Here is an 18,603-nt window from a genome sequence, read left to right on the forward strand (position 1 = left end):
GCTTTGGCGCGCGGGGGAAGGGGAATTGACGGCAGAAAGCTCAGCGAAACGGCCCGGCAAACACGAACCATGCGCCGAGGCCGATCAGGGCAAAGCCGACGGCATGGTTCCAGGTAAAGGCCTCTTTCAGATAGAGCACCGAGAAGACGGCAAACACGATCAGCGTGATGACTTCCTGCATCGTCTTCAGCTGCGCCGCGGAATAGACGGTATGACCGATCCGGTTGGCAGGCACGGCAAAGCAATACTCAAAGAAAGCGAGGCCCCAACTGGCCAACACGACTAGCCAGATCGCCTTGCCGGGAAACTTCAGATGCCCATACCAGGCAAAGGTCATCACGATATTGGAAACGATCAGCAGAAAGACCGGCGCGATCGAGGCAAAGGAAACAGCAGGCATGGCATGATCTCAGAAATGATGCGCCTGCGTTTTATGCCTGCCAGCGGAAAAAGCGAGAGGCACATTCATCAAACCGGAGTCATAGGCCGCCCGCTGGGTTAGGCCCTAAATCGCTGGCTGGATCGGGCCGTCGGCTCGTCCGTGGACGAATTGGTCGACATAATCATTGCCGCTATTGTCAATGATGTCGGCCGGGCCGTGCCAGATGATCTTGCCTTCATAGAGCATGGCGATGTTGTCCGCGATCTTGCGGGCAGAGGCCATGTCATGCGTGATCGAGACGGCGGCGGCGCCCAGGCTGCGCACCTGTTCGATGATCAGATCATTGATCGCATCGGCCGTGATCGGATCAAGGCCGGTGGTCGGCTCGTCAAAGAAGATCAGGTCCGGCTTCGAGATGATCGAGCGGGCGAGGGAGACACGCTTCTGCATCCCGCCGGAGATTTCCGCCGGATAAAGGTCTGCCACATCAGCGCCGAGGCGCACTTTCTTCAGCGTCTCGATGGCGCGTTCCTTGGCGTCCTTGCGGCGCATGCGGTCGGCCTGCAGCAGGCGGAAGGAGACATTTTCCCAAACGGTTAGACTGTCAAACAGCGCGCCGGACTGGAACAGCATGCCGATGCGCTCGCGCATCTTGGCGCGGGTCTTGCCGGTGGATTTGGTAACGTCTTCTCCGTCAAAGAAGATCTTGCCGTCATTCGGCGTCATCAGCCCGAGCGCATTCTTCAGCATCACGGACTTGCCGGAGCCGGATCCGCCCAGCACGACGAGGCTTTCCCCGCGCTGGACTTCCAGATCCACGCCCTTGAGGACATGTTTCTGGCCGAAGGATTTCTTGACGTTTTCCAGTCTGAGGATGGGCGTGGTCACAGGCCAATCTCCACGAACAGGGTGGACATGATATAGTTTGTCGCCAGCACGAGCACCGCTGCGCCGACCATGGCAAGCGTCGCCGCGCGGCCAACGCCGGTTGCGCCGGCTTCGGAGCGGTCGCCCTGATAACAGCCCATCGTGGCAATGACGGCGCCGAATACGACGGCCTTGATCAACCCGACGATCACATCATTGTTCGTCAGGAAGTCCATCGTGTTGCGGATATAGGTGGTGGAGTCGAAATCCAGCGCATAGACGCTAACCAGCCAGCCACCCATGATGCCAATAATGTCTGCGACCAGCACCAGAAGCGGCAGCGCAATGATCGCGGCCAGGAAACGCGGAGCATAGAGATAGCGAAAGGGAGAGGCTGACAGGGTTTCCAGCGCGTCGATCTGCTCTGTCACGCGCATGGCGCCGATCTCTGCCGAAATGCCGGCCGACACGCGGCCCGCCAGCATCAGGCCGGTAATGGTTGCGCCCAGTTCCCGCGTGATGCCCAGCACGACGATGCTGGGAACGAATTGTTCCGCGCCATAGCGACTGCCGCCTTCATAGATGTTGAGCGCCAGGGCCGCGCCGATGAAGACGGCTGACAGGCCGACCACGGGCAGGGAGTAGAAGCCGATATTGACCATCTGCTTCCAGACCTGCGCCACATACCAGCGCGGGGTAAAAGCCGTGGCCATTACCTTCAGGAAGAAGATGAACAGCCGGCCGACTTCACTGAACAGGCCGAGCGAAGCGGCGCCGATCCATTGCAGGGGATTGGGGAACCCGCGCTTACGGGTAGATGCGTTTGACACGATTTCCGAGCCCTGTGAGTAGTTCATAACCGAGCGTACCAGCACGGGCCGCTTGCTCTTCCAGTTTGGCATTATAGCCGAGGAATTCAACGCGCGCGCCGGATTTTGCCGCTTTCTGTGCTTTTGAGACGTCTATTGTGATGAGGTCCATGGAAATGCGTCCAAGCACAGGGCACGGCGCTGCATCAAGATAACTCATCAGCGCATTGGCGCCAGAACGCGGGATTCCGTCTGCATAGCCGAGCGCCACCGTGGCCAGAGGTGTATCCTGTTTCAGCGTGTGGGTCGCGCCATATCCGACCGTCTCGCCAGCCTTGCCCTCGAACACGGACAGGATGCTCGCTTCCAGCAAGACAACGGGTTCCAGCGCGAACCCCAGGGGCGGCAGGGAGCCGCCATAGAGCGCAATGCCAGGACGGGTCAGGTCAAACGCATAGGCCGGGCCAAGATAACAGCCAGCGGAATTTGCCAGGCTGGCAGGCACATCCGGAAAGGCCTTTGTGATCTGGGTGAACGCCTTCAGCTGCTGCGCATTCATGGGATTGTCAGGCTCATCCGCGCAAGCGAGGTGGCTCATGATCAGCAGCGGTTGCAGCTTGCGCAGCGCTTCGGCCTGTTTTTCGACAATTCCGGGCGACAGGCCCAGCCTGTTGATGCCCGTATCAAAGTGTAGCGCACAGCCTGCCCGCGGCGCGCGTGACCACAGCATCAATTGCTGCGGTGTGGAGATAACCGGCGTCAGGTCAGCATCGCGATATATGCGCAGGTCTTCTGGGAACGGCCCGTTCAGTACGAAGATACGCGCCCCAAAGCCCAGCTCGCGGCGCACGCTGACGCCTTCCTCGACATGCGCGACGAAGAATGTGTTGCAGCCAGCCTTGGCCAGTCTGCGGGCAACTTCGCGCGCGCCGAGGCCATAGGCGTCTGCCTTGATCACGCCCGACGTTGTGGCGCCCGGGTTCAGTCGGTCCAGCGCCTGCCAGTTGGCCGCGATGTTGGCGAGATGGATTGTGGCTTGCGGGCGGGAGCTCATGGCACTGATGGTTAGAAGTGTTCGGCCTGTCTGTCATCCAGACAAAGCCGTCATTACTTCTCATGATGTTCGATCCAGGCAGAGCCTTTCATGTTCCAGACCGGCGTGAAGAACACCATCCAGAGGATCAGGATGGTCATGCCACCGGCGGGCACGATGGCGATACGGTAGGGGCCGAACAGGTCCACCAGTGCGCCCATGATCGCCGCGCCGAACGGGGCCCCGGCCATGAAGCCCAATTGGTAGATGGAGAGCACGCGGGCGAGCTTTTCCTTCGGCGCCGCATCCTGCACGATGGAGCGGCTCATCGCGATGGAGATGCCTGCGGCCAGACCCCAGATGAAGACGATGCACAGGAACGCAAAATGCGGGATGTGCCACATCATGGCGAGAATGCTGGTGGAGCCTAGGAATTGCGCGATCAGCAACAGGCGGCCCTGACGTTTGATGCGCTTGAAGATCGACAGCACGACGGACGAGACGAACGCGCCCATCCAGAAGGTGACGAACATGTCCCGAATGCCGTCTGATCCGAAGCCGTAAATGTCCCGGTTTACAATCGGCAGCACAACCAGGAAGGCGCCGATCACGAAGATGCCGACGCCGAACATCAGCGCGGTCATCGCCCACAGCTTTCCGTCAGACCGCACGGCGTGGAATCCTTCGGCAATGTCGCTGAGTGCAGACTTGATGCCCTTGCCGCTGGAACGGACCTGACGCCCCTTGGCCAGCCAGAGTGCAAAGCCCGCGCCGCAGGCCAGCGTCAGCCCCTGGATCATCAGCAGGTCTTCTGCCGGGATGGGGCCAATGCCAAAGCCGCCCATCCAGTCTGGCATCTGCGTGCGCTTGTCAGCATAGCCGCCGAGGATCAGGCCGCCGATCTGGGCCAGGAATTGCGCCATGGTGGCGAGCGTCACGCCGAGTTGCAGCGTCACGCCGGAGCCGACCCTCATGCGCCGCTCGACCACTTCATTCACGATGGAATCCCGCGCGGGCATCATGAAGGCGCCGACCGTTCCGATGGTGATGCCGTAGATGATCATGGCGGGGTAGGAGAGTTGCCCTTGGGACACTGCGAGCGCCAGAAACAGGGCAGGGGCGGCGGCCAGGAAGTGCAGGATGATGAGCAGGCGCTTGCCATCGGCGCGCTCTGCCACGACGCCGCCGATCAACAGGAAGATGACAGACGGGGCCGACAGAGCCATGTTCGCCAGGCCGAGGGCCAGGCCGTCCATGTGCAAATGCTGTTGTCCGGTAATCAGATAGGGAAAGAGCACCATCTGCAGGCCGAACGCCATGAACCAGCTGAGCTGGACCATAAGATAGGCGGGTAGTTCAACCTTGACGCCCCGGCGCAGGCGGCGCGCGCGCCAGTGATTGGCGGTGGCCAGAAAGGACGCGCCTGCGCCGATAGCCTCATTGACGCCGCTGACCGGGGACGAGATGTCTTCAGCCGCATCTTCGGCCATCTCGTCTATCAGATCGTCAATTCTGTCATTCATTGTGAGGCCTGTTCCCAGCAGAATTGGCGGACTGTATGGAGCAAGCCCCGAGATGGAAAGCCCTCCCCATGCGAGACATGCAGTCCTTCCCGCATCAAGCGTGACTGCCGTTTGGGAAAACACCATACGTAGACGTGCTGAAGCGGTTTTTTATCATGCTTCGGCCATAAAGGCGCGGGAAAGTGCCAGACCGGGTCCGCAAGCCTGTCAGTTGCCAGATGTGCGGGGGCTCGCTAGCTTCGGTTAACCACCCATGTGGGCAGGGGAAGAATGGTATGCGCATGTTCAGGCATCTTGTAAGTTGGGCGCTGGCCCTGTTCCTGATTGCGATGTTCGTTCAGGCAACGATCTATCCCCTGCCGAATCCGCCGGAAGGGTCTGTGAAGTTTTTTGACCCGCCGGGCGAGAATATAGTTTTCCAGACCATCGCCGTGAATTCCGGGGTCAGCCTTTTTGAGCCGACGGGACGGGTTGTTGTTGGCGTTGTGGAACTGCTGGCGGCGCTGTTCCTGTTGCTGCCGATGACGCGCCGGTTCGGGGCATTTCTGTCGGCGGCCGTGCTGGGCGGAGCTGTGGCGATGCATCTGTCGCCCTGGCTGGGGCGTGAGGTTCCGGCCTCGCTGGACCCGCAGACGACAGCAACGGATGGCGGCCTGTTGTTCATGCTGGCCATCGTGATGTTGGTGGCCAGCCTGCTGCTCATGGTCGTGCACCCTGGAAAGCAAAAGTACGAGTGAGCGCGGCGTATCTCGCCGCTTATCTGCTCTCCATATCCCATTAACTGTTTGCTGCAAAACTTGGAAAAGACAACAAGCCAGGCGACGGCATGGAAGACGCAATTGAGCCGCTGACGACACCAGAGATCGGCCGCGCGAGGAACGCCCTGTTCCGTCGCTTGCTGGATCTGATTGCCATGCCAGCCTCACGTCTGGCCCATCAGGACCGCCATATGGTGAGTGATATCCTGCTGGATATGCTGTTCCATGCAGAAGAATCCGAACGCGAAATGTGCGCGCGCCGGCTGGCCGTGCACCGCGAAGCCCCCAAGCGCCTGCTGCGGTATCTGGGCCAATGCTCGTTTCAGGTTGCCCGCCATGTGCTGGAAGGCAATGAGGGCTATGATGCTTGCGATCTGCGCGAGATATGCATGACGGGCACGGCGGACCACCGGCTGATGATTGCCCGGCGCAAGCTGATACCTGAATCAGTCTGCGAATACCTGGCGGAGTTTGCCGAACTGAATTCCGTCAAGGAGATGCTGGCGAATAATGGTGCGATCATGCCGGAACAGGCTATCGACAAGCTGGTTGCCCGGTCTCGTGATGACAAGTCGATCTGTCCATTGCTTGTCGAGCGGCTGGAGATGAAGCCCTCTCACGCCATGGCCATGTTCTGGTGGAGTGATGCTGCCACCCGACGCAAGATCCTGCAGCGACATGCGGCAGATCGGTTGGAAGTGATCGATACCTGCAAGGATGTCTTCGAGCTAGCCGCAGCGGAGAACTGGTCTGACCCGGTGGCCCGCAAGGCGCTTCAGCTGATTGAGCGGCGCCAGCGCAATCGCGCCGCCATTGAGAAGAGTCCGTATGACAGCTTGGAAGATGCCATCAATGCCTCGGCCCTGAATGGCATGGATTCCGAACTGGCGCAGGAAATTGGCTATCTGGCCGGCCTGAAACCGGTCACCGCCGCCAAGATTCTCAGCGACAAGGGCGGGGAAGGGGTTGCGGTGCTGTGCAAGGGAACCGGTGTGAAGCGAGACTTTCTGCCTGTCTTGTGGGCAGGGCTGCGCAGACCTCTGGAAAGCGAAGAGGGCGAGACCGATCCGGTGTTCGCCAATGTCGCCGAGACCTATGAGATCCTGACAGTTGCCAAGGCGCAGACTGTGCTGCGCTATTGGAACTGGTCGCTCTCATCGGCCTTCAAGCCAGCCATGATGCAGAGTGGCTATAGTGACGCGGCAGCCAATGAAGAGACCGAGTTCTCGACCGCCCAGCGCACGGCGCGCCTGGTTTTTGGCAGATAGCGGCGAAAAACCACCCCAAAAACACTTTCCAAGTGGCGCGCAGGCCTTTAGGTCAGGTCGTTCAACTTGGGTCTATTGTGGAATGGAAAGGGGTGCCCCTGTGGCGTACTTTCTGGGGTTGCTGGTAGCACTTGTGGGCTTCTGGCTCGGCATGTCCGGCCATTTTTCGCCTCTCTTGCTCACCTTTGGTGCGGTGTCTGTCGCAGTCTGTCTCATCTTGGCTTACCGGCTGGATATCATTGATCGTGAAGGTGCGCCCTATGTACGTATCCTAGGCTATGCGATGTATTTCCCATGGCTGATGAAGGAAATCGTGAAAGCGAACATCACTGTGATCCGCGCCTGTGTGAAGGCCGATCTCGATATCGTTCCGGCCCTGGTGAAAGTTAAGACCACCTGCCGCACGGATCTGGCCAAGGTGACCTTCGCCAATTCCATTACACTAACGCCAGGCACTGTGACCGTGGAAGTGGAGGGTGACAAAATGCTGGTGCACGCACTCTACGAACAGGAAGCCCAGCCGGAAGCCTTTGAGGATATGGACCGCCGGAGTCGTATTGCCGCGGACGGGAAGGGGGCGGACGCATGACCGCTGCTGCGCTGATTGCCCTTTTGATCGGCATGCTGTTGCTGCTGATCCGCGCCATTGCCGGGCCGACCCTGTATGACCGTGTTCTGGCGGTGAACTCTTTCGGCACCAAGACCGTTCTGGCGCTGGGCCTGCTCGGTTTTGTGATGGGGCGTCCTGAGTTCCTGGATATTGCCATCCTGTATGCGCTGATCAACTTCGTTGCGACGATCGCGATTCTGAAATTTTTCCGTTACCGGTCTTTCCAGGTGCCGCTGGTTCGCCGCGGCGGACAGGGAGGTGGCAACAATGGGTGACCTCTTCGCCAATATCGCAGATTTCTGGGGAATGGTGCGTTTCCCGCTGGGGGCGGCGCTGTGCCTGGGTGGCGGGATTCTCTGCCTGATCGGCTCTGTCGGAGTTCTGCGCTTTCCGGATTTCTACACCCGTTTGCATGCGGCCAGTATCACCGATACAGCCGGAGCCATTCTGATCCTGCTGGGCATGGGGCTGATGGCGCCGGGCTGGCTGGTTGTGAGCAAGCTGGTGGCGATCTTCGTTTTCCTGTTCCTGACAGGCCCGGCCTCGTCCCATGCTGCTGCCAATGCGGCGCATACGGCAGGCCTGCAACCGGTGATCGGGCCGATTGGCCAGCGCTCCGACGATGATGATGAGGCCGCCTGATGGATGACGTGATTGATGTAAACATCGGCATGGAGATGGTAAACATCGTGCTGCTGGGCATGCTGTTTATTGTCGGCATTGCCATTGCTCGTATGCGCAGCCTGTTCGGTATCGTGATGCTGTCGGGCATTTACTCGCTTGTTTCTGCGGCCTGGTATGTGGCCGTTGATGCGGTGGACGTGGCCTTTACGGAAGCGGCCGTTGGCGCAGGCATGTCGACGGCTGTCCTGCTGGGCGCCATGCTGTTGACGTCTCGCACGGCGAAACCGGAAAAGCCGCTGAAGAATCTCGGACCGTTCCTGGTCTGCATTGTTACCGGCATTTTGCTGATATATGCGACCGTGGACCTGCCGGGCTTTGGCGATCCGAATTCACCAGCAAACTCCGGTGTTGGCCTGACCTATTTGCAGATTAACTGGCACGATACGGGCATCCCGAACGTCGTGACCCCGGTGCTCGGCAGCTATCGCGGTTTCGATACTTTGGGCGAGACGACCGTGGTGTTCGTGGCTGGCCTGGCCGTGGCCCTGCTGCTCGGTTTTGGCGAGCGCTCTCTTGCAGAGACCATCCGCAAGGAAGACAAGGCTCCGCCGCCGCTGCCCAAAGATGACGCCATCTCTAATGAGAAGGAGGGCAAAGAGTGAAAAGCGACCATCACGTCATCCTCCGCGTTGTTACAAAAACGCTGATTCCAATCATTTTTCTGTATGCACTGTACGTGCAGTTCCATGGCGATTCCGGTCCGGGCGGCGGCTTCCAGGCCGGTGTGATCGTGGCTGTGGCCGTGATCCTGTACGCGCTGATCTTCGGCGTTCCGGCAGCAATGCGCGCCATTCCGCCAGTGTTCACCCGCTCGCTGGCTGCGGTCGGCGTCCTGCTTTATGCGGGCGTCGGCTTCTGGGCCCTGCTGCAAGGCGGCCAGTATCTTGAATATCAGGCCCTTTTCCAGGAAGAGCCCGGCGGCCATCACGGCCAACATGTCGGTATTATTCTGATCGAACTGGGCGTTCTGTTCGGTGTGTCCGGCGCTATGCTGACCATCTTCTATGCCTTTGCTGGCCGTGTGGCCGAAATTCGCGACGAGGACTGGTAAACCATGCTGGAATTCATTCTCGACCGTGGAAATTATTGGGCGATCATCGGCTTGATGATGATCGGCCTGTATATCAGCTTTGCCTCTGGCAACCTGATCAAGCGCCTTGTTGGCGTCTCTATCTTCCAGACCTCTATCTGTCTGTTCTACGTCACGCTGGGCAAGGTGACCGGCGGAACGGCGCCGATCCTGTTTGGCCCGGATGTTGAGGGCGGACATGGCGGGGGCCATGGCGCTGAAGAAACGCATGCAGCACTTGACGCTGTGTTGACGGCCGCCAGCTCTAGCGAGCGCTATGCAGACCTTGCAAACACTTATTCCAACCCGCTTCCCCACGTTCTGATGCTGACGGCCATCGTAGTCGGCGTGGCGACCCTGTCGGTCGGCCTCGCCCTGATTGTCCGCATCCGGGAAGCTTATGGCACGATTGAGAGCGACGAAGTGCGGGCAATTGATATGGAGACCGCTATCGCACAGGAAGCGGAACAGGAAAAAGCCGAGAGAGAGGCGCTGGCATGATGGATATCCTGCTGAATGCTGCGCCGCGCTGGGCGCTGTTGCATGCGCCTGTGCTGCTGGTAATGATGCCGCTTTTCCTGGCGCCGGTTCTGGCGCTGGTACCTAATGGCCGGATAGCCTGGTTGGTCAGCATCTTTGCGACTGCCGCATCTCTTTTCTTTGCGCTGATCCTTCTGGGGCAGGTACAGGCTTCGCCGGTTGGTGTGGTCAGCTATGATATCGGCAACTGGCCGATGCCGATCGGCATCGTGTTCCGGGTCGATGCGCTGAACGCGATGATCCTGTTGTTGGTGTCGGCAGTTGGTGTGCTGGCAACGATCTTCTCCTGGCCAACGGTTGTGGCCGAGATTAACAAGCAGAAGCACGCGCTGTTCTATTCTGCCTTCCTGGTCTGCTTTGCAGGCCTGTGCGGTGTTGCGATCACGGGTGACGCTTTCAACTTGTTTGTCTTCCTGGAGATCTCTTCCATCTCCACCTATGTGCTGGTCGCGCTCGGGGCGGGGCGGGACCGCCGGGCTCTGCCAGCCGCGTTCAACTATCTGATCATGGGCACGATCGGTGCCAGCTTCTATATTATCGGCGTCGGATTCCTGTATGCCGCTACCGGCACGCTGAACATTGCGGACATTGCGTCCCAGCTGCCATCGCTGGCAGGCAATCGCAGCGTTGAGGCGGGCTTCGCCTTCATCGTTATCGGCCTTGGCCTGAAAGCCGCGATGTGGCCGCTGCACTCCTGGCTGCCGAACGCATATTCCTATTCGCCATCCTTCGTAACGATGTTCCTGTCGGCCACGGCGACCAAGGTGGCGCTGTATGCGCTGATCCGTTTCCTGTTCACCGTGTTCCGCCCGGAATTCGCGTTCGAGCAGGCGAGTTTTACCTTCATCCTCATGCCGCTGGGCCTAGCCGCGATGATCTCCTGTAGCTTCCAGGCGGTCTTCCAAACCGATGTCCGCCGGACGCTGGCCTATTCCTCTGTGGCTCAGGTTGGCTACATGATCCTCGGCGTGTCCATCGGCTCGATTGCCGGCCTCAGCGCTGGCCTGTTCCACCTGCTGAACCACGCCATGATCAAGGGCGCGCTGTTCATGGCCGTCGGCGGTGTGGTGTTGACCTATCAGGGCACGACCATTCGGGACTTTGCAGGCCTTGGCCGTTCGGCCCCGTGGACGATGACCGGCTTTGCCATTGCGGCGCTGTCGCTGATCGGTGTGCCGCTGACGGCGGGCTTCCAGTCCAAACTGCAGCTTGGCTATGCCCTGTTCGAGCAGGGCATGTGGTGGGCCGTTGCGCTGGTTGTGTTCTCCAGCTTCCTGGCGGTGATCTATATGGGGCGCATTTTGGAAGCAATCTTCTTCCAGGCGCCAATTAATCCGCGCAAGTTCCGAAAGGAGGCGCCGATACTGATACTCGTTCCGCTCTGGGTTCTGGCGCTGGCCAACATCTATTTCGGTATCAACACGGAGTTCCCCCTCGGCCTGGCGCGTGATGCGGCCGCGGCCGCCTTCGGACTGGAGGCCTTCCGATGAGCCCTGACATGCTGATCTGGGCAGCGCTTTGCCTGCCTCTCATTATTGCTGCCGGTATCGCGATTACCGGTTCTGTCTCAAACATCCGTGAAAGCGTGACACTGGTTGGCGCAACGCTGCTATTCTGTGTTGTGATTGCTCTGGCTTCAGCCGTCGCAGGGGGCGATCAGCCTTCTCTCTATGTTGGCCAGGCTGCACCGGGGCTGGATTTTGCCTTCAGGGTGGAGCCGCTGGGCGCGCTGTTTGCGCTGGTGGCGAGTGGCCTGTGGATCGTGAACTCTTTCTACTCCATCGGTTATATGCGCGGGAACCGGGAGCGTAATCAGACGCGTTTTTATATCTGCTTCGCCATCGCCATTTTCGGCGCGCTGGGCGTCGCGATGGCGGCGAACCTGTTCACGCTGTTCGTGTTCTATGAAGTGTTGACGCTGTCGACCTATCCGCTGGTGGCCCATAAGGGCGATGCAGCGGCCAAGCGAGGTGCACGCATCTATCTGTTGACGCTGCTGGGCACGTCCATTGGCCTGTTCCTGATGGCCATCATGTGGACTTGGGTGCTGGCCGGGCAGAATCTGGACTTCGTGCCGGGCGGCTTGCTGGCCGACAAGAACATCCAGCCGGCCGTTGCCAGTGCGCTGCTAATCCTGTTTGCCTTCGGCATCGGTAAAGCGGCGCTGATGCCGTTCCATTTCTGGCTTCCCAATGCCATGGTCGCGCCGACGCCGGTCTCCGCGCTGTTGCACGCTGTTGCGGTTGTGAAGGCGGGTGTTTTCACCGTGATGAAGGTGTCGATCTACATCTTTGGGGAGGACATGCTGTCCACCGTGCCGGGGCGGGAGTTTGTGCTCTATGTCGCGTGCTTCACCATCATTGTCGCGTCTCTGATCGCGATGACGAAGGACAATCTGAAGGCGCGGCTTGCCTATTCCACCGTTGCGCAGCTGGCCTATGTCACGCTTGGCGCCATGATTGCTACAAAGGCGGGCTGGCTTGGCGGCTCGATGCAGATTGCGGCGCACGCAGCCGGCAAGATGACGCTGTTCATGTGCGCAGGCGCGATCTATGTCGCCACAGGCCTGACGAATATTTCCGACATGAAGGGCCTCGGTCGGAAGATGCCGATGGTGTTCATCGCCTTCTTCATCGCCTCGCTGTCCATCATTGGTATCCCGCCGTTGGTTGGAGGGTGGCCGAAATATGAGTTGATGCAGGGCGCGGTTGATGCGGGCATTCCGTATGTCATTCCGGTGTTGATCGTGTCGTCTCTGCTGAATATTGCCTATCTCTTGCCGATCCCGATCCTGGCCCTCATGCCACCGCCGGGTACGCCGGAGCCGAAACCGTTCAAGCGGCCGGATGGCGCGCCGATGCCCACGGTTGCCGCACCAATGATCACGGCCGGGCTGTGTATCATTTTGTTCTTCCTGGCCGGACCGATGGCCGATTTCCTGGCCCCAGCCTTTGAAGCCTCGACATCCACCAGCATCGTTACGGGAGGTCAGCCATGAGCGATGAAACGCCTAACGATACCCGTGACTCCAATGGTCGCTTCGTGAAGCGCGCCGCCGAGACAGCGCACCGCCTGCACACACCTTCGGAAGAGGGCGTTCACCCGATGGCGAAAATCCTGTTCGGCTGGACCGAGAACAAGCGCACAGGCACGCTGATCTTCTGGGGGTTTGCCATTCTCAGCATGGTGCTGATCGTTGCGGACCTGGCTGTCCCCCGCCACGAATATGTCGAAATCGCCCATGCGACCGGCTTCTATGCACTGTGGGGCTTTGCTTCCTTTGCCTTTGTTGTGCTGATGGGCTGGCCGCTTGGTCGCCTGCTGCGCCGCAAGGAAGATTACTATGGGGAGCCGGGCGGACCTCCCGCCGATATTGATCCCGATGTGCCTGTCGAACCCTCCACCGAGGGCACGTATCGTTATGAAGGAGATGAGGACTGATGACTGGCCCGCTCTCCATGCTGAACCCTGGCTGGCTGATGATTGCAGTTGGCCTCGTGGCCCTGTTCCTGCCGATGCGCCGCGTGCGCCAGGGGCTGACCATTGCCACACCGATTATCGCCATCATCCTGCTGGCGCTGGCGGACCAGAACGTCAATCACCTCGGCGTGCAGGCGCTGGGCATTGATTTCATTTTCTACCGGGTAGACGGTCTCAGTTTCATCTTTGGTCTGGCCTTCCTATTGGCCGCGCTGCTGAACGCGATCTATGCCTGGCACACTGATGACCGGCTGCAGGACGGTATGGCCATGGCCTATGCCGGCGCGGCTGTCGCGGCGACCTTCTCCGGCGACATGATGAGCCTGTTCGTGTTCTGGGAACTGACGGCGATCACGTCTGTCTTCCTGATCCTGCGGGCAGGGACGCGTGCGGCCTATTTCGCCTCTATGCGCTATTTGGCCATTCAGATCCTGTCCGGTGTGTTGCTGCTGGCGGGCATTGCCTATGTCTACCATTCGCGTGGCGACCTTTCGGTTCAGGCCTTCACCAGCCTGAAAGAGCCGGGGGCGATCCTTGTCTTCATCGCGCTGGGCATCAAGGCGGCATTCCCGTTCCTGCACAACTGGCTGCAGGATTCCTATCCGAAGGCCACGGTGGTGGGCGCAGTCGTACTGTCTGCCTTCACAACCAAGCTGGCCGTCTATGCGTTTGCCCGCATGTTCCCAGGCCATGATGCGCTGATCTGGATCGGCGCGGTGATGACTGTCTTCCCGGTTTTCTTTGCCGTGATCGAGAATGATCTGCGCAAGGTTCTGGCCTACTCCCTGAACAACCAGGTGGGCTTCATGATCTGTGCGATCGGCCTTGGCGCGACGGGCGTCGGCAATGCGTTGGCGCTGAACGGTGCAAGCGCGCATGCCTTCTGTCACATCATCTACAAAGGCCTTCTGTTCATGAGCATGGGCGCGGTGATGTATCGCACGGGCACGACTAAGGCGTCTGAGCTGGGCGGGCTTTACAAATCCATGCCTTGGACAACCGTGTTCTGTATCATCGGGGCAATGTCCATCTCGGCCTTCCCGCTTTTCTCTGGCTTTGCGGCCAAGTCGCTGACGATGAGCGCCGTGGGCCATGAGGGCTATACGATTGTTTGGCTAATGCTACTGTTCGCCTCCGCAGGTGTGCTGGAGCATTCCGGCATCAAGATCCCGTACTTTGCCTTCTTCGGCCATGACAGCGGCAAGCGTGTGAAGGAAGCGCCCTTCAACATGCTGCTGGCGATGGGGCTTGCCGCCTTCATCTGTGTGGCAGTGGGCATTCCGGCAATCGTGCCGGGCCTTGGCTATGAGTGGCTGTACAATCTGCTGCCATATCGTGAAGAGGCGATGGCGTATAATCCGTTCACGCTTGATCACGTGCTGACGCAGATGCAGCTGCTGGTTCTGGCCATCTTCGCCTTCGTGATGCTGAAGCGTCTTGGCTGGTATCCGCCAGAGAAGCCAGGCGTTGTGTTGGATACGGACTGGGTGTATCGCAAGGCTGGCTATGGCCTCTTCACCTGGGCCGGCACGATCTGGCAGAAGGCAGGGCCTGCCATGACGTCTGTCTTCTTCAAGCTGACAGGCCGGGCCTACGACCGGATCGAGGACACATTCAGCCCGCGTGGCGAACTGGCCCGGGGCGGGCTTGGCAGTGCCATGGCCATCTGGACTGCGATTCTGCTCGGCCTTGTGCTGCTCCTCGCCTTTATCACCTCCAGCTAACACGGACCTTAACCCGCTCATCATGAGTAGGGTGTACCCTTCCAGGGGCTTGGGACAGGCAGAACCGCCTGTTCCAGCTCTCCTTTATCGAGGCAAATATGACTGACCAGAATGGTAGCGTTGAGAAGGTTGCTCTGATTGAACTCGCGACGGAAATCGTCGCGGCTTATGTCGGCAACAATACAGTAAAATCCGATGAGTTGCCGGGCCTGATCCGGAATGTGCATGCCTCTCTGGCATCCCTGAACGGCCAGCCTGAGCCGGAAAAGGAAGCGCCCAAGCCTGCCGTGCCGGTGCGCAAATCCATTGGCGAGGATTTCCTGATCTGCCTGGAAGACGGCAAGAAGTTCAAATCCCTGAAGCGTCACCTGCGCTCCAAATATGACATGACGCCAGAGGAATACCGCGAGAAGTGGGGCCTGCCGGCCGATTACCCGATGGTTGCGCCGGGCTATTCCAAACAGAGATCAAAGCTTGCCAAGCAAATGGGCCTGGGCAAGGCAGAGCGCGAGTAATATTCAGACCGAATACTTTTTGTTTCACTTCCGAAATGAAAGAATTTGGTAGGAATGGTTAAGAAAATTACACCATGACTCTTGATCCGTGAGTCCACTCGCGCGATAGGTGATTCTATCGAATCACCTGGGGGTGCTCGGAATGAACAAGAAGAATCTCTTTAGAGGCGTGACTGAGTCGCAGCGCAAGCTGGTCGATTACTGGTGCAGTCTGTGCGATTCGGAAGGCCTCGCTCATCGCGAATCACTGGACCCTGGGCGCTTCCGCGCCATGCTGGCCAGTATCTCCATTGTTGAATTTGACCGGTCTGGTGAAGGCCGCTTCCGGATTGCCGGGTCTCGCCTGCGGGACATTTTCGGCATGGAGGCACGCGGCCGCCGGATTGATGATGTGCTGGGCGAGCATGGCGAAGCCTACAGCCTCGGCCTGTCTGCCGCGCTGGACCGGGGCACGCCGGTTGGCGGGGTCATCGATCAGGGTAATGGCCGTCTCCACGCCTGGCTGCGCCTGCCGCTGGCCGGGCCGGACGGACAGCTGACGCAGGTGCTCTGCCATGACGAACTGGTGCGCGCCCGCCCAAAGCGGGGAAGGCCGGATAGCGCCGGCCCCGAGGACCTGGCCGCCGCCTGAGCGTTTCGCTCCGCTCAAATTCGAAGATCTACACAGCGCGTTGCCCCTGCCGGGCAGCGCGCTTTGCGTTTGGACTAACTAACCATTCTTCCGCTCCCCCAATCCCACAAATCCGGCACCTCTCATTCCCGTATTCCCCAAGGATTACGGGGGATCAACTTGCTGTAATAGGAAAGTTATCCTACACCTGCGGAAGTCGGGTAGTCTTGTGCCTGTCGGAAACAGGAGAGAGACGTGTCGGAATTTGATCCACAGAAAGACGAGGACCGGGCCTATCTGGCCGCTGCGCTGACGGCCTATGCGCTGGGCCTGAAGACGGAGGGCATCCTCAGCCACCAGCGCCGGTCGCCCGCAGAGTCGCGGGGCCGCCATATCGCGATGTACTTGCTGCGTACGGCGCTGGGCATGAGCCTCAGCCGCGTGGCGCGGGCCTTCAACCGGGACCGCACAACGGTTGCCTATGCGTGTAATCTGATCGAGGATGCGCGCGACGATTCAGACTTTGACCTCTGGGTCGAACAGCTGTCGGTCGGGCTGTCCAGCGTCGTCGTGCTCGATGGCGCGAGCGTGGAGGCGTAGATGACCCGGCTGAGAGACATGACGGAACGTCGTTTGCTCGCCGTGCTGCGCCATGGCGGCCTGATCGTGCCGATGCAGGGCGGGCAGGCAGTCTATCGCGGGCGGGATACCCGCACGCAGCGCATTGGCTGGGTGTCTCCGCACATCGTGACGCGCCTGAAGCATGAGGGCCATCTGGTGGCACATGCGGATTTCCCGGAACGCCTGATGGGGGCAGGGCTGGAGATGCCGGGCCTTGACGGTGCAAATATACGCCCGCCGCAAGATGGCCGCGCGAGGCCGCCTCATCGCCGGGAAACCTTGTTCGCTGAGGTAACGAAGACCCTGCCGGGCAGTGCCTTGCCGGTCAGACTGCGGGCGGCGGCAGGCCGGTTTCGGGATGATTTTGCACGGGCTGCGCGCCCGGATGCCAGCCGGTTGCGGGCTGGACCGGCCCGCGCGACGACGGAGCCAGCCGCGCAGGTGGCCCTGCTGGAAGCCGAGATTGGCACGCCCGCAATGCGCGATCTTGAAGACATGCTGATTGATCGGGCAAGCCGCTGCGTGGCGGCAGAATACTGGCGGGTCAGTCGCCAGGCCGCAGGCACGCGTGCACTGTCAGCGCTGAAGACACTTGCCGAGGCCTATGCCCTGTCGCCGGTTTAGGAGAGCGCGGCTGCGGCATCCGAGCGGATACGCTCCAGCATCGAGGCAAGACCGTTCGAGCGCTGAGCGGTCAGTGCGCCGCTGACGCCGATCTCGTCCAGCAGGGCCTTGGCATCGAAGCGGGTAATCTCCTCCAGGGTCGCGCCGGAATACAGGCGGATCAGGAGCGCGATCAGGCCGGAGACGATCATCGCGTCGGATTCGGCGCGCACCTTCATCTTGCCATCGGCAATGTCCGTCACCATCCAGACCTGAGAGGCACAGCCGCGCACGCGGGTTTCCTCCGTGCGTTCATGGGCCTCCAGCGGCGGGTTCGCCTTGCCCAGATCAATGATGTGCGCATAGCGCGCTTCCCAGTCTTCCAGCCAGGAAAACTCTTCGCGGATCTCGTCGGCAGCAGCAGTAATACTCATGACCGCCAGATGGGGCATCTGAAGACAAAAAGAAACCCCCGGAGCCGAAGCGCCGGGGGCGAGAGAGAGATGGGAATTACTGGTAGACGCCGCCGATACATTGGCCGACATCGGCCAGGGCGTGTTCCCCGATACAAAAGGGGACTTCATATTGCTGGTTCGCCGCGGCTACGCATTGCTGCAGGTTTAGGTTGGCCATGTTCAGGCAGCCGCGCGTTTCACGCTCTGCCATGGCGGAATGAACCTGGCTGCTGGAAGCGGCCGTCGTGCCGAGCACACGATAGGCGGCCAGGGTGGCGATCTGGTCGGCCACAGGTTCCTTGCCGAATTTCACGCGCTTCTTGCTGTTCAGGTTCAGGCCTGACGTCACAGCCGCCGGAAAGCGGATGGCTTCAGCTGCGCCGGAGACATTGTCCCACAGGGAGGGGGCGCCGCTGCGGCCTGCCTGGGCCAGGATGGAATCGATGTCAGTTGCCTTGAAAGCATTGACCAGTTTGGCATTGGCCGGAGTGCCAATGGTTTGCTGGCTGTTCAGTTTTGTCGCCTTGGCGCCTGAATTGCCGATCTTGGCCTTGGCCCAGCCAGAGGCCTGAAGGCTGTAGGCCTGTTCCTTCACATAGGCGGCTGCGCTGGTGATGCGCTGGCTGTCTGCTTCTGTGGCGGAAAGGGCGGAGCTGACAGCATTGTCGCCACCGCTCAGTTGACGGGCGTAGCGAACATCGTTTTGCAGGCCGGTCAGCAGGGCATCGCGGCCGTAGAAGCCTTCAATGTCGCGAACAGCAGCGCGATATTCAGGGTCTTGAGAGGCAATCAGCGCGGAATAGGCAATCCAGCCTTTCGACAGTTGATCAGGATTGTGCCCGCCCAGTGATGTGAGTGCATTGTCGATGTCACCTGCAGAACTGAAGGGTTTTTCCTTCACTTCTGTGACTTCACTCTGGTAAGTGCCATAGATGGCTGCGGAATCCGAAATCGGGTCCCCTTCCTGCGCGGATGCGCTGGTGGCCAGGCCCAAAGCGATCACCGCAGTACCGATCATTCTGATGGATTTCATGTCTCACTTCTCCCTCACG

Annotated in this window: 23 protein-coding genes; 16 read left to right on the forward strand and 7 right to left on the reverse strand. The window is 59.9% G+C overall.

The window, feature by feature from the left end:
* Nucleotides 1-40: 40 nt before the first annotated feature.
* From HY2_RS14750 to HY2_RS14770, 5 genes are all read right to left on the reverse strand, one after another.
* Nucleotides 41-400: a DMT family protein gene (locus HY2_RS14750; protein ID WP_034828989.1), complete on the reverse strand. Its 360-nt coding sequence runs from the start codon at nucleotides 398-400 to the stop codon at nucleotides 41-43.
* Nucleotides 401-505: 105 nt separating this feature from the next.
* The gene (locus HY2_RS14755; RefSeq protein WP_034828991.1) at nucleotides 506-1,270 is read right to left on the reverse strand and encodes an ABC transporter ATP-binding protein; all 765 of its coding nucleotides are present in this window, start codon (nucleotides 1,268-1,270) and stop codon (nucleotides 506-508) included.
* On the reverse strand, nucleotides 1,267-2,079 hold the full coding sequence (locus tag HY2_RS14760) for an MlaE family ABC transporter permease (RefSeq protein ID WP_034828993.1): 813 nt from the start codon (nucleotides 2,077-2,079) through the stop codon (nucleotides 1,267-1,269). Before HY2_RS14760 ends, HY2_RS14755 begins: the two co-directional genes overlap by 4 nt.
* A complete protein-coding gene (alr, locus tag HY2_RS14765; RefSeq protein ID WP_034828995.1) occupies nucleotides 2,057-3,112 on the reverse strand; it encodes an alanine racemase in 1,056 nt (351 codons plus the stop codon). Before alr ends, HY2_RS14760 begins: the two co-directional genes overlap by 23 nt.
* Nucleotides 3,113-3,165: 53 nt before the next feature.
* Nucleotides 3,166-4,614, reverse strand: coding sequence for an MFS transporter (locus tag HY2_RS14770; protein ID WP_233346375.1), 1,449 nt, complete (start codon nucleotides 4,612-4,614; stop codon nucleotides 3,166-3,168).
* 275 nt (nucleotides 4,615-4,889) lie between these two features.
* Here HY2_RS14770 and HY2_RS14775 point away from each other — a divergent pair, with 275 nt between their 5' ends.
* From HY2_RS14775 to HY2_RS14850, 16 genes are all read left to right on the forward strand, one after another.
* Nucleotides 4,890-5,351 carry a DoxX family protein gene (locus tag HY2_RS14775; protein ID WP_034828996.1) on the forward strand — a complete coding sequence of 154 codons (462 nt, stop codon included), beginning with the start codon at nucleotides 4,890-4,892 and terminating at the stop codon, nucleotides 5,349-5,351.
* 89 nt (nucleotides 5,352-5,440) lie between these two features.
* A complete protein-coding gene (locus HY2_RS14780) occupies nucleotides 5,441-6,640 on the forward strand; it encodes a DUF2336 domain-containing protein (RefSeq protein ID WP_034828997.1) in 1,200 nt (399 codons plus the stop codon).
* A gap of 100 nt (nucleotides 6,641-6,740) precedes the next feature.
* Entirely contained in the window at nucleotides 6,741-7,229 is a 489-nt protein-coding gene (locus HY2_RS14785) for a Na+/H+ antiporter subunit E (RefSeq protein WP_034828998.1), read from the forward strand.
* On the forward strand, nucleotides 7,226-7,525 hold the full coding sequence (locus HY2_RS14790) for an MrpF/PhaF family protein (protein ID WP_034828999.1): 300 nt from the start codon (nucleotides 7,226-7,228) through the stop codon (nucleotides 7,523-7,525). The genes HY2_RS14785 and HY2_RS14790 overlap by 4 nt, the downstream gene beginning before the upstream one ends.
* On the forward strand, nucleotides 7,518-7,892 hold the full coding sequence (gene mnhG / locus HY2_RS14795; RefSeq protein WP_081815087.1) for a monovalent cation/H(+) antiporter subunit G: 375 nt from the start codon (nucleotides 7,518-7,520) through the stop codon (nucleotides 7,890-7,892). The genes HY2_RS14790 and mnhG overlap by 8 nt, the downstream gene beginning before the upstream one ends.
* Complete coding sequence (locus HY2_RS14800; protein ID WP_051595085.1) at nucleotides 7,892-8,536, forward strand: DUF4040 domain-containing protein; 645 nt, start codon at nucleotides 7,892-7,894, stop codon at nucleotides 8,534-8,536. The genes mnhG and HY2_RS14800 overlap by 1 nt, the downstream gene beginning before the upstream one ends.
* Nucleotides 8,533-8,985 (forward strand): Na(+)/H(+) antiporter subunit B, encoded by a 453-nt coding sequence (locus tag HY2_RS14805; protein ID WP_034829000.1) that lies wholly within the window; start codon nucleotides 8,533-8,535, stop codon nucleotides 8,983-8,985. The genes HY2_RS14800 and HY2_RS14805 overlap by 4 nt, the downstream gene beginning before the upstream one ends.
* A gap of 3 nt (nucleotides 8,986-8,988) precedes the next feature.
* Complete coding sequence (locus HY2_RS14810) at nucleotides 8,989-9,504, forward strand: cation:proton antiporter subunit C (RefSeq protein ID WP_034829001.1); 516 nt, start codon at nucleotides 8,989-8,991, stop codon at nucleotides 9,502-9,504.
* A complete protein-coding gene (locus tag HY2_RS14815) occupies nucleotides 9,501-11,033 on the forward strand; it encodes a monovalent cation/H+ antiporter subunit D family protein (RefSeq protein ID WP_233346377.1) in 1,533 nt (510 codons plus the stop codon). Before HY2_RS14810 ends, HY2_RS14815 begins: the two co-directional genes overlap by 4 nt.
* A complete protein-coding gene (locus tag HY2_RS14820; protein WP_034829003.1) occupies nucleotides 11,030-12,541 on the forward strand; it encodes a proton-conducting transporter transmembrane domain-containing protein in 1,512 nt (503 codons plus the stop codon). Before HY2_RS14815 ends, HY2_RS14820 begins: the two co-directional genes overlap by 4 nt.
* Complete coding sequence (locus tag HY2_RS14825) at nucleotides 12,538-12,984, forward strand: hypothetical protein (protein ID WP_051595086.1); 447 nt, start codon at nucleotides 12,538-12,540, stop codon at nucleotides 12,982-12,984. Before HY2_RS14820 ends, HY2_RS14825 begins: the two co-directional genes overlap by 4 nt.
* Entirely contained in the window at nucleotides 12,984-14,747 is a 1,764-nt protein-coding gene (locus HY2_RS14830) for a Na(+)/H(+) antiporter subunit D (RefSeq protein WP_034829004.1), read from the forward strand. Before HY2_RS14825 ends, HY2_RS14830 begins: the two co-directional genes overlap by 1 nt.
* 98 nt (nucleotides 14,748-14,845) lie before the next feature.
* The gene (locus HY2_RS14835; RefSeq protein WP_034829008.1) at nucleotides 14,846-15,262 is read left to right on the forward strand and encodes a Ros/MucR family transcriptional regulator; all 417 of its coding nucleotides are present in this window, start codon (nucleotides 14,846-14,848) and stop codon (nucleotides 15,260-15,262) included.
* 169 nt (nucleotides 15,263-15,431) lie between these two features.
* Nucleotides 15,432-15,893, forward strand: a complete 462-nt coding sequence (locus HY2_RS14840) for a PAS domain-containing protein (RefSeq protein ID WP_158534050.1) — start codon at nucleotides 15,432-15,434, stop codon at nucleotides 15,891-15,893.
* 234 nt (nucleotides 15,894-16,127) lie between these two features.
* Nucleotides 16,128-16,472: a helix-turn-helix domain-containing protein gene (locus HY2_RS14845; protein ID WP_051595087.1), complete on the forward strand. Its 345-nt coding sequence runs from the start codon at nucleotides 16,128-16,130 to the stop codon at nucleotides 16,470-16,472.
* Nucleotides 16,473-17,117, forward strand: a complete 645-nt coding sequence (locus HY2_RS14850; protein WP_034829010.1) for a hypothetical protein — start codon at nucleotides 16,473-16,475, stop codon at nucleotides 17,115-17,117.
* Here HY2_RS14850 and HY2_RS14855 read toward each other — a convergent pair.
* Both HY2_RS14855 and HY2_RS14860 read right to left on the reverse strand, forming a co-directional pair.
* Nucleotides 17,114-17,530 (reverse strand): SufE family protein, encoded by a 417-nt coding sequence (locus HY2_RS14855; protein WP_034829112.1) that lies wholly within the window; start codon nucleotides 17,528-17,530, stop codon nucleotides 17,114-17,116. The two genes, HY2_RS14850 and HY2_RS14855, sit on opposite strands and share 4 nt — an antisense overlap.
* A gap of 76 nt (nucleotides 17,531-17,606) precedes the next feature.
* Nucleotides 17,607-18,584 carry a hypothetical protein gene (locus HY2_RS14860; protein WP_034829011.1) on the reverse strand — a complete coding sequence of 326 codons (978 nt, stop codon included), beginning with the start codon at nucleotides 18,582-18,584 and terminating at the stop codon, nucleotides 17,607-17,609.
* Nucleotides 18,585-18,603 lie beyond the last annotated feature (19 nt).

Source organism: Hyphomonas pacifica (assembly GCF_000682675.1).
In the GTDB taxonomy this organism is placed as follows: Bacteria; Pseudomonadota; Alphaproteobacteria; order Caulobacterales; family Hyphomonadaceae; genus Hyphomonas; species Hyphomonas pacifica.